Below are 19278 nucleotides of genomic sequence, written 5' to 3' on the forward strand. Positions count from 1 at the left end.
CTTGTCTGCTGGATGAATTACCGGGCCGGGACGCTGTCTGCGGCCAGGAACCGTTGCCGGACATCCCTGGCCTGCTCGGCGTTGGCCTTCTCCCACTCGTCGATCTCCGACCGGCGTTCGTTCCGGACAGCGTCCCGCGCTTCGGTAAACCGTTGCATGCGTTCAGCGGAGGCGTTTCGGGCGGCCGTCTGGGCCGGACTAAGTTCCGGCAGGGGAATCTCTTCCACCTGGTCACGTGGGCGCAGCGGCAGGCGATCTCCGACAGCACCGATGTCCAGGATGGGCGAGGGGAGGCTCTGGTACCAGTAAGCGGTGGAGGACCAGTCGTCGGAGAGGTGGTTGGCGTGGCCGTGTTCGAAGGTGACCTTGATGCGTTTCTGGAACCTAATGGGATCGGTCATGTGGAAGCGGTAGCTGTGGTGGAAGCCCGGTACGTTCTCTTCGTGGACCATGGTGCCGTTCATGAGGAAAGCGTTGTGCTGCATGCCCCAGGCGTGGCCGAAGTAGTCCTCCATCCCTGTGCCATGAAGACTGGGCGGCCAGGTGTCGTCGTCGATGAAAATCATGTCGTCGCCTTCTCCCCACCATGAGCCTTGGAAGTGGCGGACGGCGAGGTTGCAGCCCACGTAGTGCCCCTGGCCTTCGGTTTCGAGCACCACGTAGTTGTCATCGCCTGTGAGGTTGGGGATGGCCACTTCAATGCTGTTGGTCTGCAGGTCAGGGCCCCAGCCGGCGTTGGGCTTCTGCCGGCGCCAGTGGGCGTGGAAGTAGGCGGTGTCCTCGGGCAGGGGCTCGGTGTAGAGCTCGTAATCGATGTAGAAGTACTGCAGGTAGGGGATGTCGTTCTGGTTTTCAACGACGATCCGGGCGCGGGAGTTGAAGGGCATTTCGAAGTAGCTGTTGAACGCCGCGCTGCCGCCGAAGGTGTTCAGTTCGCCCTCCTTTGCGGAGACCGACAGTGGCAGTGAGTCGTAGGACCCTGAGAGGGAGTTCATCAGGCCGAAGAAGTCACCCAGCGGGGCGATAACGCTGGGGGTTTCCTGGTCGTCCCAGTACATTTTGAGGACGATTTTCCGGTAGTAGTCCGGGTCAACCACTTCCCAGCTGACACCGAGGGCGTTGTGGATTTCAAGCATTGGCACGCCCACCAGTTCCGGGGAGATCTGCCCGGGGCCCGGTTGGATCCGGCAGGACTGGGTCATCCAGATGTGCGTGATCAAGCCCGGTCCTTCGATATCAGCCAGGACGCGTTCCTCGCCGGGCATGATGATCCAGTTGTCCCTGTTGCGGCCGGTCTGGTCCCAGCTGGACGCCCGGGCGGTGCGGGCGGTGGAGAGTTTTGTCAGGCTTGAGAGCAGGCCCGAGCGCGGCGATGTTGCCATGGGTATGTGTCCTTTCAAAGAGTGCTTGTTGTTTAGCCCTTGACGGCTGACTGGGTGAGGCTGGCGATGATCCACCGCTGCGCCACAAGGAAGACGATGAGTGCGGGAGCGATGGCGATGGTGGTTGCCGCCATGACCTGGGCCACATTTCCGGCACCGTACGGCCCGAGCATCAGGACCAGGCCCAGCGGCAGGGTGGCAGTGTCCGTACTGTTAAGGAAGATGGAAGGTGCGAAGTAGGCATTCCAGCTGCCCAGGAACGTGATCACACCGAGGGTGCTGACGGCATTCTTTGCCAGCGGCAGTGCGATCAGGCGGTAGGTCTGCCAAGCGGTGGCACCGTCCATGCGGGCGGCGTCGATGATTTCCTGCGGCAGCCCCAGGAAGAACTGCCGCAGCAGGAAGACGCCGAGGGCCCCGGTGACACCGGGCAAGATGAGACTCAAAGGGTTGTCCAACAGGCCGAAGGTCCGCATCAGCAGGAACAGCGGAATGATGGTCACTTGCGCCGGTACCATCAGCGAGGACAGCAAGGCGACAAAGATTGAGTTGCGTCCAGGGAAGTCGAGCTTCGCGAAGGCATATCCAGCCATGGGTGCCGTGATGATCATGCCGATGCTGACCGCGATGGCGATGACGGCGCTGTTGAGCATGTTTCGGAGGATGGGGACCGGCCCGCTGACCGCATCGGCGTAGTTGGTCCAGTCCCACTCGGTGGGCAGCCATTGCGGGGGCAGGTCGTAGGCCTGGCTGGCGTCGCGGAGTGAGGTGGTGAACATCCACAGGAAGGGAGCAACCATGCCGATGGCTCCGAGGACCAGCAGCGCCACGGAAATACTCTTCCCGATTCCGGGACGGGGCCTGCTGCGCCTGGCGGTACCCCCGCCGGCGCTGAGGGCGTTGGTGTCACTCATTGTTCACCCATGACTTCCTGAGGCGGAACTGGACCAGCGTCACCAGCATGATGATGAGGAACAGTGTCACTGCGATGGCTGAGGCGTAGCCCATGTCAAATTTGTTGAAGGCAACTTCGGCGATATACATCACCACGCTGCGGCTGGCGTCGCCCGGGCCGCCTCTGGTGAGCACGATGATGGATTCATAGATTTGGAATGCGCCGATGATGGTGATGGTGATGTTGAAGAATGTGGCCTGGCTGATCATCGGGACCGTGATGCGGCGGAAGATCTGCCATTCGTTGGCCCCGTCCATGCGAGCGGCCTCAACCATGTCCTTGGGGACTTCCTGCAGGGCAGCGACGAAGATCAACATGGCAAACCCGACGTTCCGCCAGGTGTCCACAATGATCACCGATACCTTGGAGAACTCTGAACTGTTGAGCCAGTCGATGCGTTCTCCTCCCAACGCGGTGATGTAGTAGTTCAGAATGCCGGTGTCCTTCTGGAAGAGTGCCTGCCAGATGATGGATACGTACACCAGAGCCACGAGGTACGGGAAAAAGTACGCGGAGCGGAAGACATACGTCAAAGCCCGGGGAAGCCGCTGATTTATCAGGACGGCGAACAGGAGCGCGAAGCCGTTGATAAGTACGACGGCTGCCCCGACATACAGGACGGTGTTGCCGTAGGTTGTGGCGAGCCGTTCGTCCCTGAACATTCGGACGTAGTTCTCGATCCCCACGAACTTCGGGGCCGTCAGGATGTTGTACTTTGTGAGGCTCAGAAAGATGGCGGCGACCAGTGGGCCAAGGACGAAAACAAGGAAGCCGATGATGGTCGGTGCGGTGAAGAGGTAGCCCGTCAGTGCTTCACGACGGCGGGTGGCGGTGAGCTGCCCTGGGCGCCCCCCGCGCCCCTGAGGGGGCGCGGGTGGCAGTTCGGTTGTGGGGGCTGTCAGGGTCACTGCTTCAACGCCTCCTCGACATCCTTTTGGGCTTTCTCCAGCGAGGAACCGATGTCCTGGCCGGACATGATTTCATCCATGGCCCGCATGAACGCTGGATCCAGCACGTTGTAAGCCCCCGGGGCGGCCACGGGCTTCGCATACGACAGTGAGTTGTAGAACTCTTCAGCGTGTTCGGGGGAGGCCAGGAACTCGGGTGATGAAGCAGCCGTCTTGGTGGACGGTACGGCGGCACCGGCGTCGGCCCATTTCTTCTGCGTCTGCTGGTCCGTCAGCATCTTGATGAACTCCCAGGACAGCTCCTGGTTCTTGGAGGTCTTGGAGATGGCAAACGCTCCGGCACCGAAGACGGTGGACTTGGTGGTTCCCTTCGGCCAAGGCAGGATGTCGTAGTCGGCGAAGCCGGCCTTTTCGAAGCCGCCGGTCACGAAGTGGCCCGCTCCGGTCATGGCTGCCTTGCCTGCTGGGAACAGCTGGTAGGGGTCTGATCCCTTAGGCTGCGGTGCCACCCCGTGCTCGGTGACAAGGTCCCGTACCCAACCTAAGGTCTCCTTGACCTTCGGGTCAGTCAGCTGGGCTGTCGTCAGATCCTCACTCATCATCGAGGTGCCGTTGGAATACAGCCAGGGGGTGATGCCGAAGGAGTAGTACGGCATGGCGAACCCGTACACTTTGTCCCCACCGGTTCCTGTGGTCAGTTTCTTGGAGATCTCAAGGAAGTCATCCCAGGTCCAGTCATCGCTCGGCCGCTCGATTCCGGCTGCTTCGAACATCTTCGTGTTGTAGTAAATGACCATCGTGTTGAACGTATTGGGCATCAGGTAGGTGGATCCGTCCTTGCTGAAGCCTGCGAGCAGTTTCGGATCGATGTCCTCACGCAGGGACTTCGCCTCGGGGTCGTTTTTGAGGAAACCGTCCATCGGCGTGAACAGCTCATTGGCCAGGCCCAGCTCCACGCCCTCAGTGGCGATGTTGATGACGTCCGGGGCCTGCCCTGCGGCAGCCTGGGTGACAAGCTTGTTGACGTACTCTGTCCACGTCGTGATGGGGGTGAAGTTGTTGTTCACGGTTACGTTCGGGTACTTCTCCTTGAAGCGCTCGGCGACGCCGTCGTACACGGCCTTGTCGCCCGGGTCGCCCCAGTTCGAGACCGAGATTGTGGCCGTGATGTCCTTTGCCGGTGCGGAGTAGGGCCCATCCGCTGCCGGGGCCGCAGACTCCGTGGCGCTCCCGCATGCGGTGAGGGCCAGCAGGGCAGCGGCTGCCCCTGCGGCGATGGTGGTGCGTAGTGCTTTTCTCATGTGATGCTCCTTTGCATTCTGCGACCGGAGGAAGGTGCGCGGTTGGATGGGATGGGGGTTTTAAAGGCAGGTTTCTGATGGAGTGACTATTGCGTTGAGCGGCGGAATTCGATTTCGGAGTCGAGTCTGAGGATCTTCGTCGGCGCCGAGGGGTTGCCCAGGCGCCGCATGAGCAGATTGACGGCGCTCTCGCCGAGCCGGAAAGCCGGTTGGCGGACGGTGGTGATCTGGGGCTCGAACAGGTCTGAGTAGGTGAAACCGTCGAAGGCGGCGAAGGCCAGGTTTCCGGGCACCTGAAGGCCTTTGTGCTGGACGGCACGCAAGGCCCCTGCGGCCAGAAGCGTACTGCAGGCCAGGATCGCGCTGGGCTGCTCCGCGGAAGAGCTCAGCAGCTTTCCGACACGCTCAAATGTCGATGCCGCCGTGATGGTGCCTTCGCAGAGCAAGCCCTCCGGGACCTCGAATCCCCGTTCGCGCATGGCGGTGTGGAAGCCGTCATAACGCTCACGGAGGGACGAAACGCGCAGGTCCCCTGAGACGAGCAGAATCCGCTGGTGTCCTCCTGTGGTGAGGTGGTCAACGAGGGCTGCCATGGCGGATTGGTTGTTAACCCCTACCTGATCCACGTCCAGGTTTGCGAGCCGGTCCAGGAGGACGAGGGGTTTCTTCTCTTCGCGGATTCTTTCGAGCAGCCCGGCAGCCGAGCCAGCTGCCCGTGCAATAATCAGCCCATCCACGCGGCGGTCAAGCAGGGCCTCTACCGCCGAGAGCTCTCTGGCGGGATCTTCCGCCGAGTTGGCCAGCAACAGGGACAGGCCCTGCTGCGCGGCGGCTTCTTCGACCCCGTGCACCATGTCTGCGAATGCCGGCTCTCCGGCATCGGAGATAACAAGGCCGATGGAGTCGGTCCTCGTGCGCCGCATCGAACGGGCCAGTGCATCCCGCCGGTAACCCGTTGCCCGGACTGCCGTCATGACTCGGGCTCTGGTTTCCGGTTCAACGTGCCTGGTGTCGTTGAGGACGTGCGAGACAGTCGACGTCGAAACACCAGCAAGGGATGCGACATCGACGATGGTTGCCACATCGACTCCTTCCAGCGAAACGTTTGCGCGAACGTTTCGATGGTAGAGACAAACGTTTCGATGTGCAATAGCTCACAGAAAAAGAGTTTTCTCCGCTTCGTTCAGCAGTCATACTGAGGGAGTTTGCTGAGGGTTTAGGCGGAAGGCCCCGAGCCCGTGGACGCCCGGTATTCGATCGTGGGTGCAAGCCGCACTGTCGTGGGGTCGCCCGATTTGTCGGCGATTCTCTTGGTCAACAGCTCTGCTGCTGTGGCCCCGACCTGGAACGCCGGTTGGCGGACGGTGGTGAGCTGGGGCTCGAAAAGGTCCGCGTAGGCAAAGCCGTCGAAGGTAGCGAAGGCGATATCCTCCGGCATTCGAATCCCACGTTGTTGGATTTGCTGGAGTGCGGCTGCAGCGAGGACGGTGCTGCAGGCGATCACAGCCGTAGGAGGCTCGGCTGCTGACAGCGCTGCCTCGATGTCGGCGCTGGTCTTCCGGGCGTCGGGAGCTGTGACTATCAGGTGGCCGGATGGTGTGATCCCGGCTGCGGCCATCGCTTCCGTAAAGGCCTCGTGCCGTTCTTGCAGCGTGGCAACCCTGGTGTCTCCGGCGACCAGCAGAATTCTTTCGTGGCCCTGCAATACCAGGTGCTCAACCAACTCCTTGATGGGCTCGCGGTTTTCGACTCCCACCTGGTCGTAGGGGTCATCGGAGAGCCTGTCCATCAGCACCAAAGGTGTGTCGTGGTTGGCGAATTCGGAGAGGGCCTCGGGGCCGGAGCCCGCCGCGCGGGCCAGGATGAGGCCGTCCACCCGGCGCTCCAGCAGGGCCTCGACGGCCCGCGCCTCACGTTCCGGGTCTTCAGCGGAATTGGCCAGGAGCAATGTGATGCCCTGGGTTGCAGCCGTCTCTTCCACGCCTCGGATCATTTCGGCGAAGGCCGGTTCCCCGCCGTCGGAAACAATGAGGCCGATGCTGTCAGTCCTGGAGCGACGCATGGCACGGGCCAGTGCGTCCTGCCGGTAGGAGGTCTCCTCGATGGCCTTCAGCACGCGTTCCCGCGTTTCATCGCCCACATATCTGGTGCCGTTCAGGACGTGGGAGACAGTGGAGATCGACACACCGGCAAGCTTCGCCACTTTTACCATCGTCGTCATCGTCGCCGCCCTCGGTGAATCGTTTGCGCGAACGTTTCGCGTGCTCCCGGTCAGTCTACAGAGAGGAGCGCGGCCGAAGGCGGAGGCCCCGTTCTTACTGTCGCACGGCTGGACACGCTTGCCGTCAGGAGTGTTGTTGAAGGACACGGTGGCGTAGAAGTCCTTGCCCCAGTCCAGCCAGTCATGCTCCTCCATGCATGGAAGCGCTTCCGTGTCCGAGAGTACGAACTCATACGCAAGGGGATGTCCCCACCCACTGCGGTTGTAATCCACCACTCTGATAGTGGCCTGGCTGCCCCGGAATTCCTTGACGTCCCATGCGGCCCAGTCCAGGTGTTCGCTATCCGCTCCAGTGGCCGTCAGCACGGTTTGGCCATTGACCACCAGGTTCACGGTGGTTTCAGCGTTGCGGGGTTTGCAGGAACAGAGCCAAGGACCAGTACACCGTGGTCATCGTTACCCACAATATGCAGCAGGCAGCCCGCGTCTCGGACAGGACCGCCTTCTTCAACATCGCCGGAACAGGTAAGCCGGGCAAGCTGATCGAGGTCGGCGACACCCACACCATCTTCAGCAACCCGACCCAGAAGGCAACGGAAGACTACGTCTCCGGCCGGTTCGGATAGACCCCAGCCCGCCTGCTACGGCTGCCCGGAAAGTGCGGCCCGGCCGCCGTCGTCTGCTGCCGGTCCCCGAAAAGGAAACCGGCAGCAAACGGACAGTCAGTGCGGTGAGTGCAGGAGCACATTAGTCCAGCGTGAAGGTCGCGTCCTGGTAGCCGAGACCTGCACTGACGCTCTGAACCAGCATCTTGTAGTTGTAATGGCGCAAGTACCTCCCGGGGTTGGCCACAGATTCAAAGGAAACGCCCGAGCTCGAGGCCAGGCCCGCCCGCCTGTTGAAGGATGCCGCTGCAGCGAAGGACGCGCTGCCGTCGGATGCCTCCAATCGGACAGAGGTTCCCCTGTCCACTAGGTACTTGCCCGGGAAGTTTGCGGATTCCAGCGAAACCGAGGTTCCTCCCGCAAGACCCGTGGTGAGGTTGAACTGCGAATCTGCAAGAAGCGTCACGTCCGCGTCGAGGCGAGCCTCGTTGAGGTAATGGCGGACGCACCGGTTCGGGAAGTTAAAGGACATCAGCCGAAAGGGCAAGGGCCCGTTCTTCAGCGGAATTCCCAAGTTGGGCGTACCGTCTGCATTCCAGTAAACCTTCTGCACCCTCGTATGCCGGTTTTGGTCGTAAAGCGGCTCCCCGCTGATGTCCCGGTAGTCACGGGAGTGGTACACGAGGATGTCAGACACTCCGTCTTCTGCGACTGTAAACGAATTGTGTCCCGGCCCGTATTGGCTCGTTGCCTCCGAGGATTTGAAGACCGGGTTGGGAGATTTGGTCCACGACGCCGGGTCCAGCAAGTCCGCTGTCGCGGATGCCGTAAGCAGGCCCATGCAGTAGTTGGCATCGGTGGCACTCGCAGAGTAGGTGCAGAAAACGCGGTTGTTGCGGATGATCACCGCAGGCCCCTCGTTCACAACATGACCCACACGTTCCCAAGCAAGCGTCGGAACGGAGATACGGGCTTGCGGTCCGGTCAGGGTGGCGGGGCCGCTCATACGCGAGATGTAGAGGTTGGTGCCCTGGCCGACTGCTGCTTCCTGCTGGGCCCACACCATGTAGCGCTGGCCGTTGTGCACGAACGTTGTTGCATCCAGGGAGAACGTATCCCAGGCGGTGAAAATTCGTCCCAGTACAGACCATGTGGAGGTCATGGCGTCCGGACCACTGGACTGCAGCACGTAGGGGCGGACTCGGAAAGGCTCAGCGGATGTCCCGGCCGCAAAATACATGTACCAGCGATCATTGAAAAAGTGCAGCTCGGGTGCCCAGATATGTCCGCCCATGGAACCTGCAGAGCGGGTCCAGAGTACCTTTTCCGTGGCAGTACCGAGCCCGGCGAGCGTGGATGCAGAGCGAATCACCAGGCGGTCGTATTCCGGCACGGAAGCCGTGAAGTAGTACCGCCCGTCTGTGTGGCGCATGATGTGCGGGTCTGCCCGCTTCAGGATCAACGGGTTCGTCTGGCTGACAGCAGCGGCGAAGGCAGTTGTGGCGCCTGCCAGGGCGAGTGGCGGAAATGCGGCGGCAGCAGCTGCTGCGCCAAGGCCGGTGAGGATTCCCCGGCGGCTGATCCGGGGTGTTGCCTGAGGAGTAGACATGGGACTTCTTTCTTGGAGGTAGCTACTTGCTTGAGAGTGCGATTGCTTCATCGCTGGTAAGTGCCCGGTTGTAGATGGCAAATTCCCTGATCTGGCCGGAGAAGTATTTGTCGGCCGAATACACGGAACGGCCGATGTAGTTCGCCTTCGTGAGGCCACCCCCGATGTCACGCGGATCTATGGTTACTCCGCTCGCCTGTGAAACCTGTACGCCGTTGCTGTAGATGGTGGCCACGTCGCCTTTGAGGGTGTAGACCAAGTGCTGCCATGTCCCGCGGGGGAGCGCGGCCGTGCCGCTGACGCTCTGTTCGGTGGCCCAGTTCCCGGTGGCGATCGCGTTCTTGTAAGTTGAGTTGCCTGTCGCGAAGAGGTAGCCGTTGCCGACGCCTGAAGAGTTGGTGTTGCCTATTCCGTAGAGGAAGTAGCTTCCGCTTTGGGCAGCGTCCACAAAGACGTCCGCTTCGACGGTCACGTCCACCATGCCGGCCAGCAGGTTATCCGGAAGGTCAACGTGGCCGTCGGTGCCGTTCAGCTTCAGGGATCCCCCCGTCTGCCACGTGGTTCCACCGACAGCCGTGGCGTTGAGGCCGTTGCCCGAGGAGTCGGTGACGGTGGTTCCGGTGGTCTGGTTGAAGGAGTACCGCAGGATTTCACCGTTGGTGTTGCCCGATTTCGGGGCGGGCTCCTTCTTGAGCGCTGTCAGTTCGGCTTGCGTGACCGGGATGACCGTCCCGTGCCGCGGGCTGGCCGGAAGCTTGTAGGACGCCGGTATCTTCCAGTTCGGATTTTCCAGGCTGGTGCTCTCCAGCGGAATGTAGCCGCGGCCACCGAATTCGTCCACGAAGAGGTACCACTTGTTTTCGATGTTGGATTTGAAGGCCGTGGGGCCTTCAACCGCCTTGGTGCCGGCGTCCCTGCCAATGCAGGAGTCCATCAGGGTCCAGTTTTTGGGGGAGGTGGTGGGAAGGTCAACAGCCGTGAGGTTGCTTGACCGCTCCTGCATGATGTCAGTGCAGCCCGAGGCGCTTCCTTCGTCCTTGGTGAAGCGGTAGTAGAAGTTGCCTTCTTTAAGCACGGTGGAGTCGATGACGGAACTCCCCGGGTCAACCCAGATCTGGGGTGTGGAGAAGGTCACGAAGTCGCGTGTGGTGGCATACATCATCTTGTTGTAGGTGCTGCCCGTATGGTTCACGTCCGATTCGGCGTACAGCTTTGAGGCCCAGAAGACCACGTAGGCACCAAGGGAAGGATCGTAAACGGCTTCGGGAGCCCACAGGTTGCCGGCTGTGTCCGGCGCCAGTTTCACATGTCTTTGGGCGGACCAGGTGACAAGGTCTGTGGATTCCCAGACTTCCAGGAACTTGCTTCCGGTGCGCTGGGAAGCATCCCAGGTGGTCCCGCTGCCGATGGAAAGGTCGGTCGCGATCAGGTAGAACTTATCGCCTTCCGGGGACCGGACCATGAACGGGTCGCGAAGGCCCTTGGTTCCCTCGGTGGAGGTAAGGACGGGTTCGCCGGCGTTGGCTTCGGTCCAGTCCAGGGCATTGTTTCCGTTGCTGGCTGCGAAGTAGATGTTTTCGCCTGCGATGGAGTTCCCGGTGAAGTAGCTGAAAGCGTATCCGGCGAAGGGTGCGAGGACTGCCGCTGCCCGCACGCGGGCCACAATCGTCTTGGTGGCCTGGGCAGAGCCGGAAGTTACTTCGGCCGTCAGGGTAACGTCGGTGCCGGTGGCAGGACGGGTGACCACTCCAGTGGTGGATACCACCGAGGGATTCGAGGAAGTCCAGGTCACGGGCAAGCCCTGGGCAGATGAAGGTAGCGTGAGATTCCCACGCACATCACTGGCGTTGACTACAGTGATTGAATTCGCCGCATCCGTTGCCCGGCTTTGGTCGGTGGGGGAAAGCGCGGTCACCTCCTGCTGGGTGAGGGCGGCGTTGTAGATCCTGAAGTTCCGGACGCTGCCTTTTAGGTACTTGTCGGCGGAATACAAGGACCGTCCGATCCAGTTCGCCGTGGTGGTGCCGCCGCCGATTGAACCCGGCGTGATAGTGACCCCGGTCTTTCGATTGACTTCCACTCCGTCGAGGTAAAGGACAGCTGTGCCGGCGGACAGCGTGTAGGTGAGGGTTTTCCAGGCACCACGAGGAAGAGCCTGCGGGCTTGTCACGGTCTGTTCCGTTGACCAGTTCCCAGTGGCGATGCTGGTGCGGTAGTTGTTCCCGGTGGTGAAGAGGTAGCCGTTTCCTGCTCCGTTGGTGGAGTTCCCGAGGCCGTAAATGAAATAGGGATTTTGCTGGTCGGCATCGATCAGGACTTCGGTGCTGACCGTGACGGCGCTCAGGCCCGAGAGGATGTTGTTTGGAAGCTGGACGTAGTCATTTACACCGTCCAGCTTTACTCCAGCAGGGCCTGAGGGGGCGGCCCCATTGACCAGCGTGCCGTCATTTCCTTTGCCGGACGAGTCAATCACCCGGGTGCCCGCTGCTTCGTTCAGTTGGTATTCGAGGACCAGGCGGCTGTCCGCCGCGGTGGCCATGCTTGGCAGGGAAGTTCCGTGGACCAGGAGCCCCAGCAGGATGCCTCCTGCGAGGCGGGAGCGTAAACGTCGTCTTTGTCGCATTCATTGCTACTTTCCGTGCTTGCGGACTGGCCTTGGCCGTGAAGGGGAAGGTCCAGATCGCATGGGTGGCGCCCACCGGACGGTGGTCCGGTCGGCTGGGAAAAACTTTTGAGCATGCGGCAGCCAAGTATGGATGGCTGGTGCCGAGTGGGTTTCAGTCGTTGACTGAAGGGTGTCCTTGACTGGGGAGCCTGACCGAACGGACTCCGTGACTGAACGGAAGGGCCGACGGCGCCCTGCCGCCTTACCAACGCCCGTCGTCGTCGAGAAGGCGTTATTTCAGAGCATCCTGTCTCGGATTACGAGACAAGTTCACTATCATTTACTGGACAATCAAGATGCCTGAAAAAAATTGTTAGGGCTAACATAGGCTGGATTAGAGTATTTATGAAGACTCTGGATCCGTCAATAGCGGTCATTGAGAACACGCTTTCGGGGGCATCCTGAAGGCCGCTAGCTGCCTCGAAGCGGGGATAGCGCCAGCGCCAGAACCACGGCAGTGGCTGCGGTAACGATCGGCGTGAGCACCCAAAAGGACAGGATTCTCAGAACCACACGGCGGTTGGTGTCCGGGAACGGCTGGTTGCTCCCTGCACCCAGGGTCGCGGTGGTCACCGTGTGGGTGGTGGAAATGGGCCAGTGGAGCCCGATGGCGCCCAGCAGCAGGATCAGTGAGCTGCAGATCTGGGCCACAAACCCACGGAGAGGGTCAATTCTCGCCATGCGGTAACCGATGGTGTGGGAGATGCGCCAACCTCCCGCGAGTGTCCCGGCGGTCAGCATTGCGGCAGTCAGCAGAGCCACCCAACCCGGCAGGGTGGTGCCGTCGGACATCCCGGAAGCCAGCAACGCTAGGAGCAGCACGGCGCTGGTGCGCTGCCCGTCTTGAAGGCCGTGCGCGAAGGCAACTGCTCCGGCAGCAACGGACTGGATCCGGCGGGAGCGGCTGTTGACCACATTTGGCGGGGTATAGCGGGCGGCCCAGGTTGCCGGCCACACCAAAAGGTAGGCGCCGGCAAACGCGATGATGGGTGAAATCAGCAGTGGCAGCACCACTTGGAACAGCATGGAGTTGTCCACCCCGCCGACGCCGGGGCCTCCCAGAACGAGGCTCGCCAGCCCTGCTCCGGCCAGCCCTCCCACCAGTGCGTGGGTGGATGAGGACGGTATGCCTCGCCGCCACGTGTAGAGGCCCCATAGGACGGCGCTGATGAGTCCTGAGAGCAGGATGGTTAGTCCGCCGTCCCCGCTGGGGACCGTCACCCAGGCGTGGCTTACGGTCAGGGCGAAGGCGGCACTCAAGGCGGCGCCAATAAAGTTGAAGAAAGCAGCGAGCAGAACCCCTACAGTGGGAGTCAGTGCCCGGGTACGGACGGCCAGCGCCACGGAGGCCGAGGCATCGCGGAAACCGTTGAGGAAGGCGAAGGTCCCGGCGAACAGGACCACCAGCGTGAAAAAGACCCCCGTCACCTCAAGATTCCTTGACGATGATGCTGCCTACCTGGGTGGCGACACGGCGCATGTCCTTGGTGACATCCACAAGCTGGGTGGCGACGTCGCGATTGCGGGCGTACTGCGCGGCCTTCATGTCCTTGAGCATGTCGGCCACCCAGACGCGGTGGGTTCGTTCAGCCCGCTTTGCCAGGCGGAGGATCTCGATCCAGTAATCCTCAAGATCGTCGAGATTATTTAGTCCCCGCATGGCCTCCACGGTGAGCTCGGCCTGCCGGCTGATGATCTCCAGCTGATCCGCAGCCCGCTTCGGCAGGCGGTCAAGCTTGTACAGGGCCACCAGCTCCGCGGCGGCGTCGAGCTTTTCGATGGCTTCATTGAGATACCGGGAGAGGGCGTACATGTCCTCACGGGGAAGCGGGTTCACGAAGCTGGTGCGCATGTGGGTCAGGAGTGCGAAGTGCAGTTCCGCTGACTTTGCCTCGTGATTATGCATGTCTTCCACAAGCCGGCCATGCTCCGCCGCTGGCGTTCCGAGGATTTCCGCCATGGTTCCGGTCGCCAGGACGATCTGGCGGGCCATCTGTGCGAGGAGGTTCAGCCCGGCGGGCTCCTGGGGGAAAAGGCGCAGTTTCACGTGGGTTTTCCGGTCTTGGGGAGGAACTGACAGGGCTGTTTATCTGGAGGTGGAACATAGTGGCGGATGCGGACACAAAAGTGGCGCCGAACCGGATACGCCTCTCGGCGGTAGGCCGCTCTAGGCGGCTGAATGTTGAAGCCCGGGGGTTTCGCGGTTCGGCACCAGTCTCAGTGTTCTACGTTGCCCCAACCAAGTCAACATTGACAGTAAGGGCGTACCGTGGCAGGCTCACAGCCCCGATATCGAGGTCCTTCAGCTAACCTGCAGCGGCCTTTGCCTTCAGTCCAGTTCGCCGAGGCGCCAGGCATTCGCGGCGTGTTCCAGGTCTTCTGCAGTCTTTACCAGCAGGTGTGAATTCCTGGTCAGTTTCGATGCATGCCCCTCGTTGCTGTGCTCGGCATTGTCCGCCAGGGTGGCCTGACCAAGGGCTACCACGCGGCAGAAGGCAGCGGAACGTTCCAGCGCGACGTCGAACTCGCCGTCGAACGCTCCCGACAGGATGGCGTCAGCCATTTCCTTCAATTCCTGGGCTCCCGGAGGTTCAGCAGCGCCCGCCACTACGTTCGATACTTGTGCAGTATCCTTGCCCGCCCGGAAGTAAAGGGAGATCCTCTCCGGATCCTGAATGGTGGCCGCGCGCAGGGCATAAAGCCGCCATAATGCTCCCGGCAGGGAGCGTGCCGGGCTTTCCGCCCACATCTCGGCTATGGCTTCCAGGCCCTGTTCATCTGCCAGCTTGACCAGCCTCCGGGTGATCTGGGGGTCATCGCTGTCCCGGCCATGCTGCACCAGCGCCTGGGCAGCGAGATGGGCCGCTTCGGAGACGCGCGCCGGATCCGCGCCGCCAGCGAACGGCTCGAAATCGATGGGAGCGAAGGGCTTCGGCTTATGGTGCCTGTTCGCTCCGCCGTAGTGGCTGGATCCCGCTTGCTCGTTCATGCCCCCCACGCTACTCCTGTGGCGTATGGGAAATCGAGCATGGCCTAAACAGGTTTCCCTTGCCAGGCAAGGGAACGGGAGTGCTGCCCGTTTCGATGGTTCCCTGCTGGCTCAACGTTCGGCTGGCGTCGTCATTTGGGCAGGGAACCGCCGAAATGGCGCAGAGGCAAGCACGACGGCGTGCGCCCGGTCGCGTCAAAGCAGCCACAAGTCTGGGGTACAGTGTTAACGTCCAGAAATGGAATGGGCTGATGACCGTTTTGCGGTCGTTGGTTGGGGCCTTTAGCTCAGTTGGTAGAGCATCGGACTTTTAATCCGTGGGTCGTGGGTTCGAGCCCCACAGGGCCCACTCTTTTAGCGAAGAGTGGAAAACCCCCGGCATCCTGTCAGCAGGAGGCCGGGGGTTTTTTGTCGCTTCTGTCCTGAGAGGTCATCTGAAGTGCTCGCGGATCGCGGAGACCCCGCGCCATCAACGGCGACATCCTCTTCACCGATGGAGCCAACGACGACGCTGAGTCACTCGAACTTGATCAGCTGCTGGAGACTTTGCAGCGTGAACGGGATCCGGCGAAGCCGGTGGTGATCGTCACCATCGGCATTACCGAGGATGCTGACGCCAAAACACTGCAGAAAATCTCTGCAGCAACGGGTGGAACAAGCTACGTGGCCCGGGCGCCCCAGGATATCCCCAGTGTTTTTGCTGACGCACTTCTGGCGCGGCGGAAATAGATACTGTGTAAGCAGCCGTGGGCCATAGGATATGGATCAATACTCTCCCAGTGGAAAGGTCCCTTCGTGGCGAACACCAACGGCCGGCGGCTGCCGCGCCTTGAGGACGTAGCGGAACTGGCTGGTGTTTCGCACCAGACAGTTTCCAGGGTGGTCAATAACCATCCCAATGTCAGCAAGGCAACCCGGGCCCGCGTGGAGGTAGCCATTTCGGAGCTCGGCTACCGCCGGAACTCCGCCGCGCGGAGCCTGGTGACCCGCCGTTCCCAGACCATTGGAGTATTGGGGAGCGAACTGTCCCAGTATGGTCCCGCCAATACCATCCTGGGCGTTGAGCAGGCGGCCCGCGACGCCGGATATTTCGTCAGCATTGCCGCCCTTAAAACGGTCAACCGGGAAACCATCTCCGACGCCCTCAGGCATTTCCAGGACCAGTCCGTCGATGGAATCGTGGTGGTGGTGCCGCACTCGGAAACACTGCACGCTTTGGACGAGATGGATCTTCGCGTTCCCGTCGTGGCTGTGGGCTCCCTCGGAAACGACAGCGTGAGCGGCGTCATGGTGGACCAGAAGCGCGGCGCAGAGCTCGCCGTCAGGCATCTCATCGACCAGGGCCACAGCCGCATCGGCCACATTTCCGGCCCGCAGGACTGGATCGACGGCGCCGCGAGGGCCGAGGGCTGGAGCCAAACACTGCGTGCGGCCGGCTTGGAGGACGACCTCATCGCGGAAGGCGACTGGAGCGCAGGCAGCGGCTACGAAATCGGCCGAAAACTGGCTGAGAAACGCTCAGCCACTGCCATCTTCGTGGGAAATGACCAGATGGCCCTCGGGCTCTTGCGTGCCTTCAGCGAGGCAGGAGTCAGCGTGCCCGGAGACGTATCCGTGGTGGGCTTTGATGACCAGCCGGAGGCAGCGTACTTTGTCCCGCCGCTGACCACCGTGCGCCAGGACTTCGAAGAACTCGGCCGCCGCTGCGTTGATGCCATGGTGGGCGAAATCGAGCAAGGGGCCGAGGTCAGCGGCGTCGTCGTTACTCCCGAACTGGTGATCCGCAAAAGCACGGCCGCTGTCGCAGCAGTGCTGCAGAGCTAGTCAGCTACCTTTCCCGCGCGCACACCTGCCCGAGGCCGTCCAACCCGCCCGAACCACCCGCGCGAATCCAGGCCAACCGGGAGCAGACGCCCTCAATCTCCTCGAATCTGAGGGAGTCACCTGCCAGTTCGCGCGGGGAATCCGACAGCTGCCGCCTCGTCGAAAGCATCCAGGCAGCGAGTCAAAGCCGCGAGTGGGTCCAGGCCATAGCTGCCGTCACCGAAAAGCTCGAATGTCATCGAGTCTGCATAGCCGTGGAGCCCCAGATGGCGCAGGACGCCTGGTAGATCCAAACTGCCATCTCCCCACGCCAGATGGCCGGCAGGCTTACCGTCCACCAGATGCACATGACGTAACCGGCCGTCGAGCAGCGCTGTGTAGTCGTTCACCTCATCTCCGGCAACTGCCATTGCGACAGTATCGAGCACTCCCCCCAATCGAGGGGACCCAACGTCGCTGATCATCTGATGCAGCTCCGCCACTGTAGTAACCAGGTTTGATTCGGTGCGTTGCAGGGGCTCCAGCACACAGTCCACTCCCAAGGAGGATGCTCGTGCGGTGATTCGTTGCAGGCTTTCGACGGACCGCCCCCATGCAACCATCCGGTCTTCGTCTTCATAGCCGCGGCCGCTGGTCAGGAAAAGCAGCGGCGACTCAAGCTCGCTGCAGATTTCAGCGGCGCGCAGGAATAGTTGCACACTGTTCTTCCGCAGCCGTGAGCCACCGGAAGCGATATTCACCGGATAAGCCACTTGCTCCGGCGTTAAACAGACGAGGGAGAGCCCGCGCTCACGAAGTTTCCGTCGCAGGGCGCCAACCTGGGACGGACCTGCGTCTGGAACATGAAGGTGCGGGGCTACGCACCATAGCTCTATTTTCTGCAGGTCCAGCTGGACCATGTCATCCAGGCAACGTTCAAGAGTATGGTGCTGATAGGAAAAGTTTGAGCCCGAAATCTGTGCTCGACTGATGCCTTGCATGCCTTGCCTTTCTTCTTCTCGCGAACGGTCCTATTTGCCCACTCCGTCGGCCAGCCCGCGGATGAAATAGCGCTGTCCCACGAAGAAGAGCAGGATCACGGGAGCGGCGGCAATGACCATCCCTGCAAATACCACCGGGTAATCCGTTCCATGCTTGGACATGAGGTTGGTAAGCCCCACCGGAAGGGTTTGCAGTGCCCCGCCGCTGGTGAAGATCATCGCGAAGAGGTACTCGTTCCAAGTGAAAAGGATGTTCAGCAGCACGGTGGAAACAATGATGGGCCGGCACATGGGGAGGATAATCTGCCAGAAAGCCCGACACTTGGACGCTCCATCCACGGCCGCTGCCTCGTCAACCTCCGCCGGCAGGTCCATCATGTAGGCCCGGATCAGGAAGGTGGTGAACGGAACGCGGAAGGCCGTGTAGAGGATGAGAAGCGCCCAAAAGCTGTTGTAGAGCCCCATAGCCTGGAACATCTTCACCAGTGGAATGAGCGCCACGGTTGGAGCGAGCATCAGCCCGGCGAGAATAAGGATGAGCACCGTACGGCTGAATGGAATGTTTACCTTCGTCAGTCCGTAGGCCGCCCACGCGCTAATGAATACAGTTGCGATAGTGGAGGCCACGGTTACCAGCACGCTGGTGGTGAGATAGTCACCCACTCCCTGGTTCCAGGCCGTCACATAGTTTTCCCACCGCCAGGCCACGGGTGGGGCGAACGGGTTTCCGAACAGCTCCGCATTGGACTTCACCCCGTTCAGCAGCATCCACAGCAAGGGGTAGATGACGACTACTGCCAAGGCCAGGAGAAAAGCCCGGACAAACACCCGGCCGAGAATCAGAAGTAGAGACGTGCGGGTTACCATTCCACCCTCCTGCGTTTGGACAAATGGAGCTGAAGTACCGCGAGCACAAGCGTGATAACAAATAGAGCCGTGGCTATCGCTGCTGCATAGCCAAAGTCGTTGCGGACAAAGCCACTCCGGTACAACCAGGTGCCCAGGACTTGGCTTGAATTGTTCGGGCCGCCGGTGGTCATCACCATGACTTCGTTGAATACCTGGAAAGACCCTGAGACGGTAACGATCATCATCAGGCTGCTCATTTCGCGGACGAGGGGCAGCGAAATGGAGAAGAAGCGCTGGATCGGGCCGACGCCATCGATCGAAGCTGCCTCATACAGCTGAGTCGGGATCCGCTGCAGTGCCACGGCGAACAGCAAGGTGCAGTATCCAAACCCTTGCCACTGGCTCATGGCGATGATCCCGTAGATCGCAGTGTTTTCCTGGCCGAGCCAGGCCTGAGTGAAGTTTCCCAGGCCCAGGTTTGTGAGCGCGGCGTTCAGGATGCCCATTTGTGGCTCGTAGATGAAGTAGAAAAGCAGTCCTGCGACGGTGAGGGATACAGCCGAGGGTACAAAATAAACCGCCCTGAGGATGCCCCGCATACGTGGGCTGCGCAGTCCTTCAATCATCGCCGCAAGAATGAGGGCTCCAAACACCTGGAAGACGATCGAGATCGCGGCATAGATAGTGTTGTTGAGGAGTGACTTCCAGAAGATCGGATCGTTGAGCATCTTCACGTAGTTGTCTGCCCCGACAAAGGTTTGGCGGCCGCTGTAGATGTCCCACTTCAGCGTACTGAAAGCCAGGTTCTGCACAAGCGGCAGGTACGCGAAGACGCACAGGAGCACGACGGCGGGAAGCACCCACATGACGCCGCGCCACCGCCGTGGAAGTACTTTCCTTACCGGTTGCCGGGCAGGAAGCCTGTTCGGTCCCGGCCGGGAGGCCGGCGATACCGGCCTCCGGGCAGTATTGGAGACTGTCATCGCACCG

The 19278-nt window shown here is 61.2% G+C and carries 16 protein-coding genes, 1 tRNA gene and 1 pseudogene; 4 read left to right on the forward strand and 14 right to left on the reverse strand.

Features of this window, described 5'->3' with window-relative positions:
- Window positions 1-17: 17 nt before the first annotated feature.
- The 6 genes from M1D88_RS01700 to M1D88_RS01725 all read right to left on the reverse strand — a co-directional run bounded on the left by M1D88_RS01700 (window position 18) and on the right by M1D88_RS01725 (window position 7160).
- Entirely contained in the window at window positions 18-1382 is a 1365-nt protein-coding gene (locus M1D88_RS01700; RefSeq protein ID WP_458112899.1) for a glycoside hydrolase family 172 protein, read from the reverse strand.
- Window positions 1383-1414: 32 nt separating this feature from the next.
- Window positions 1415-2296, reverse strand: coding sequence for a carbohydrate ABC transporter permease (locus M1D88_RS01705; RefSeq protein ID WP_458112900.1), 882 nt, complete (start codon window positions 2294-2296; stop codon window positions 1415-1417).
- Window positions 2289-3245: a carbohydrate ABC transporter permease gene (locus M1D88_RS01710; RefSeq protein ID WP_458112901.1), complete on the reverse strand. Its 957-nt coding sequence runs from the start codon at window positions 3243-3245 to the stop codon at window positions 2289-2291. Before M1D88_RS01710 ends, M1D88_RS01705 begins: the two co-directional genes overlap by 8 nt.
- A complete protein-coding gene (locus M1D88_RS01715; RefSeq protein ID WP_458112902.1) occupies window positions 3242-4546 on the reverse strand; it encodes an ABC transporter substrate-binding protein in 1305 nt (434 codons plus the stop codon). Before M1D88_RS01715 ends, M1D88_RS01710 begins: the two co-directional genes overlap by 4 nt.
- An 86-nt stretch (window positions 4547-4632) precedes the next feature.
- Window positions 4633-5628 carry a LacI family DNA-binding transcriptional regulator gene (locus M1D88_RS01720; protein WP_458112903.1) on the reverse strand — a complete coding sequence of 332 codons (996 nt, stop codon included), beginning with the start codon at window positions 5626-5628 and terminating at the stop codon, window positions 4633-4635.
- A gap of 134 nt (window positions 5629-5762) precedes the next feature.
- Entirely contained in the window at window positions 5763-7160 is a 1398-nt protein-coding gene (locus M1D88_RS01725) for a substrate-binding domain-containing protein (protein WP_458112904.1), read from the reverse strand.
- Between the two features lie 38 nt (window positions 7161-7198).
- Here M1D88_RS01725 and pstB point away from each other — a divergent pair.
- Window positions 7199-7393: pseudogene (gene pstB / locus M1D88_RS01730) on the forward strand (phosphate ABC transporter ATP-binding protein); the annotation flags it as partial.
- A 121-nt stretch (window positions 7394-7514) separates the two neighbouring features.
- On the opposite strand, the gene M1D88_RS01735 reads toward pstB, so the two are convergent.
- From M1D88_RS01735 to M1D88_RS01755, 5 genes are all read right to left on the reverse strand, one after another.
- Window positions 7515-8981, reverse strand: coding sequence for a family 43 glycosylhydrolase (locus tag M1D88_RS01735; RefSeq protein WP_458112905.1), 1467 nt, complete (start codon window positions 8979-8981; stop codon window positions 7515-7517).
- Window positions 8982-9003: 22 nt separating this feature from the next.
- Window positions 9004-11604 (reverse strand): LamG-like jellyroll fold domain-containing protein, encoded by a 2601-nt coding sequence (locus M1D88_RS01740; protein WP_458112906.1) that lies wholly within the window; start codon window positions 11602-11604, stop codon window positions 9004-9006.
- A gap of 453 nt (window positions 11605-12057) precedes the next feature.
- Window positions 12058-13074 carry an anion permease gene (locus M1D88_RS01745; protein ID WP_458112907.1) on the reverse strand — a complete coding sequence of 339 codons (1017 nt, stop codon included), beginning with the start codon at window positions 13072-13074 and terminating at the stop codon, window positions 12058-12060.
- Between the two features lies 1 nt (window position 13075).
- A complete protein-coding gene (locus M1D88_RS01750) occupies window positions 13076-13693 on the reverse strand; it encodes a DUF47 domain-containing protein (RefSeq protein ID WP_458112908.1) in 618 nt (205 codons plus the stop codon).
- A gap of 282 nt (window positions 13694-13975) precedes the next feature.
- Window positions 13976-14635, reverse strand: a complete 660-nt coding sequence (locus M1D88_RS01755) for a hypothetical protein (RefSeq protein ID WP_458112909.1) — start codon at window positions 14633-14635, stop codon at window positions 13976-13978.
- 276 nt (window positions 14636-14911) lie between these two features.
- Between M1D88_RS01755 and M1D88_RS01760 the strand changes: the two genes are divergently transcribed.
- The 3 genes from M1D88_RS01760 (at window position 14912) to M1D88_RS01770 (ending at window position 16459) form a co-directional block, all read left to right on the forward strand.
- Window positions 14912-14984: transfer RNA gene (locus tag M1D88_RS01760), tRNA-Lys, on the forward strand.
- Between the two features lie 197 nt (window positions 14985-15181).
- Window positions 15182-15364, forward strand: a complete 183-nt coding sequence (locus M1D88_RS01765; RefSeq protein WP_458112910.1) for a hypothetical protein — start codon at window positions 15182-15184, stop codon at window positions 15362-15364.
- A 66-nt stretch (window positions 15365-15430) separates the two neighbouring features.
- A complete protein-coding gene (locus M1D88_RS01770) occupies window positions 15431-16459 on the forward strand; it encodes a LacI family DNA-binding transcriptional regulator (protein WP_458112911.1) in 1029 nt (342 codons plus the stop codon).
- 116 nt (window positions 16460-16575) lie between these two features.
- Here the strand turns inward: M1D88_RS01770 and M1D88_RS01775 are convergent, their stop codons facing one another.
- The 3 genes from M1D88_RS01775 to M1D88_RS01785 are packed head-to-tail and all read right to left on the reverse strand — an operon-like array spanning window position 16576 to window position 19271.
- The gene (locus tag M1D88_RS01775; RefSeq protein WP_458112912.1) at window positions 16576-17439 is read right to left on the reverse strand and encodes a sugar phosphate isomerase/epimerase family protein; all 864 of its coding nucleotides are present in this window, start codon (window positions 17437-17439) and stop codon (window positions 16576-16578) included.
- 30 nt (window positions 17440-17469) lie between these two features.
- Window positions 17470-18306, reverse strand: a complete 837-nt coding sequence (locus M1D88_RS01780; protein WP_458112913.1) for a carbohydrate ABC transporter permease — start codon at window positions 18304-18306, stop codon at window positions 17470-17472.
- Complete coding sequence (locus M1D88_RS01785; protein ID WP_458112914.1) at window positions 18300-19271, reverse strand: carbohydrate ABC transporter permease; 972 nt, start codon at window positions 19269-19271, stop codon at window positions 18300-18302. Before M1D88_RS01785 ends, M1D88_RS01780 begins: the two co-directional genes overlap by 7 nt.
- Window positions 19272-19278 lie beyond the last annotated feature (7 nt).

Source organism: Arthrobacter sp. R1-13 (assembly GCF_054161475.1).

Coding starts and splice junctions, on each gene's coding strand:
- M1D88_RS01700 (WP_458112899.1), bottom strand. CDS start 1,382: ATGGCAACATCGCCGCGCTCGGGCCTGCTCTCAAGCCTGACAAAACTC.
- M1D88_RS01705 (WP_458112900.1), bottom strand. CDS start 2,296: ATGAGTGACACCAACGCCCTCAGCGCCGGCGGGGGTACCGCCAGGCGC.
- M1D88_RS01715 (WP_458112902.1), bottom strand. CDS start 4,546: ATGAGAAAAGCACTACGCACCACCATCGCCGCAGGGGCAGCCGCTGCC.
- M1D88_RS01735 (WP_458112905.1), bottom strand. CDS start 8,981: ATGTCTACTCCTCAGGCAACACCCCGGATCAGCCGCCGGGGAATCCTC.
- M1D88_RS01740 (WP_458112906.1), bottom strand. CDS start 11,604: ATGCGACAAAGACGACGTTTACGCTCCCGCCTCGCAGGAGGCATCCTG.
- M1D88_RS01755 (WP_458112909.1), bottom strand. CDS start 14,635: ATGAACGAGCAAGCGGGATCCAGCCACTACGGCGGAGCGAACAGGCAC.
- M1D88_RS01775 (WP_458112912.1), bottom strand. CDS start 17,439: ATGCAAGGCATCAGTCGAGCACAGATTTCGGGCTCAAACTTTTCCTAT.
- M1D88_RS01780 (WP_458112913.1), bottom strand. CDS start 18,306: ATGGTAACCCGCACGTCTCTACTTCTGATTCTCGGCCGGGTGTTTGTC.
- M1D88_RS01785 (WP_458112914.1), bottom strand. CDS start 19,271: ATGACAGTCTCCAATACTGCCCGGAGGCCGGTATCGCCGGCCTCCCGG.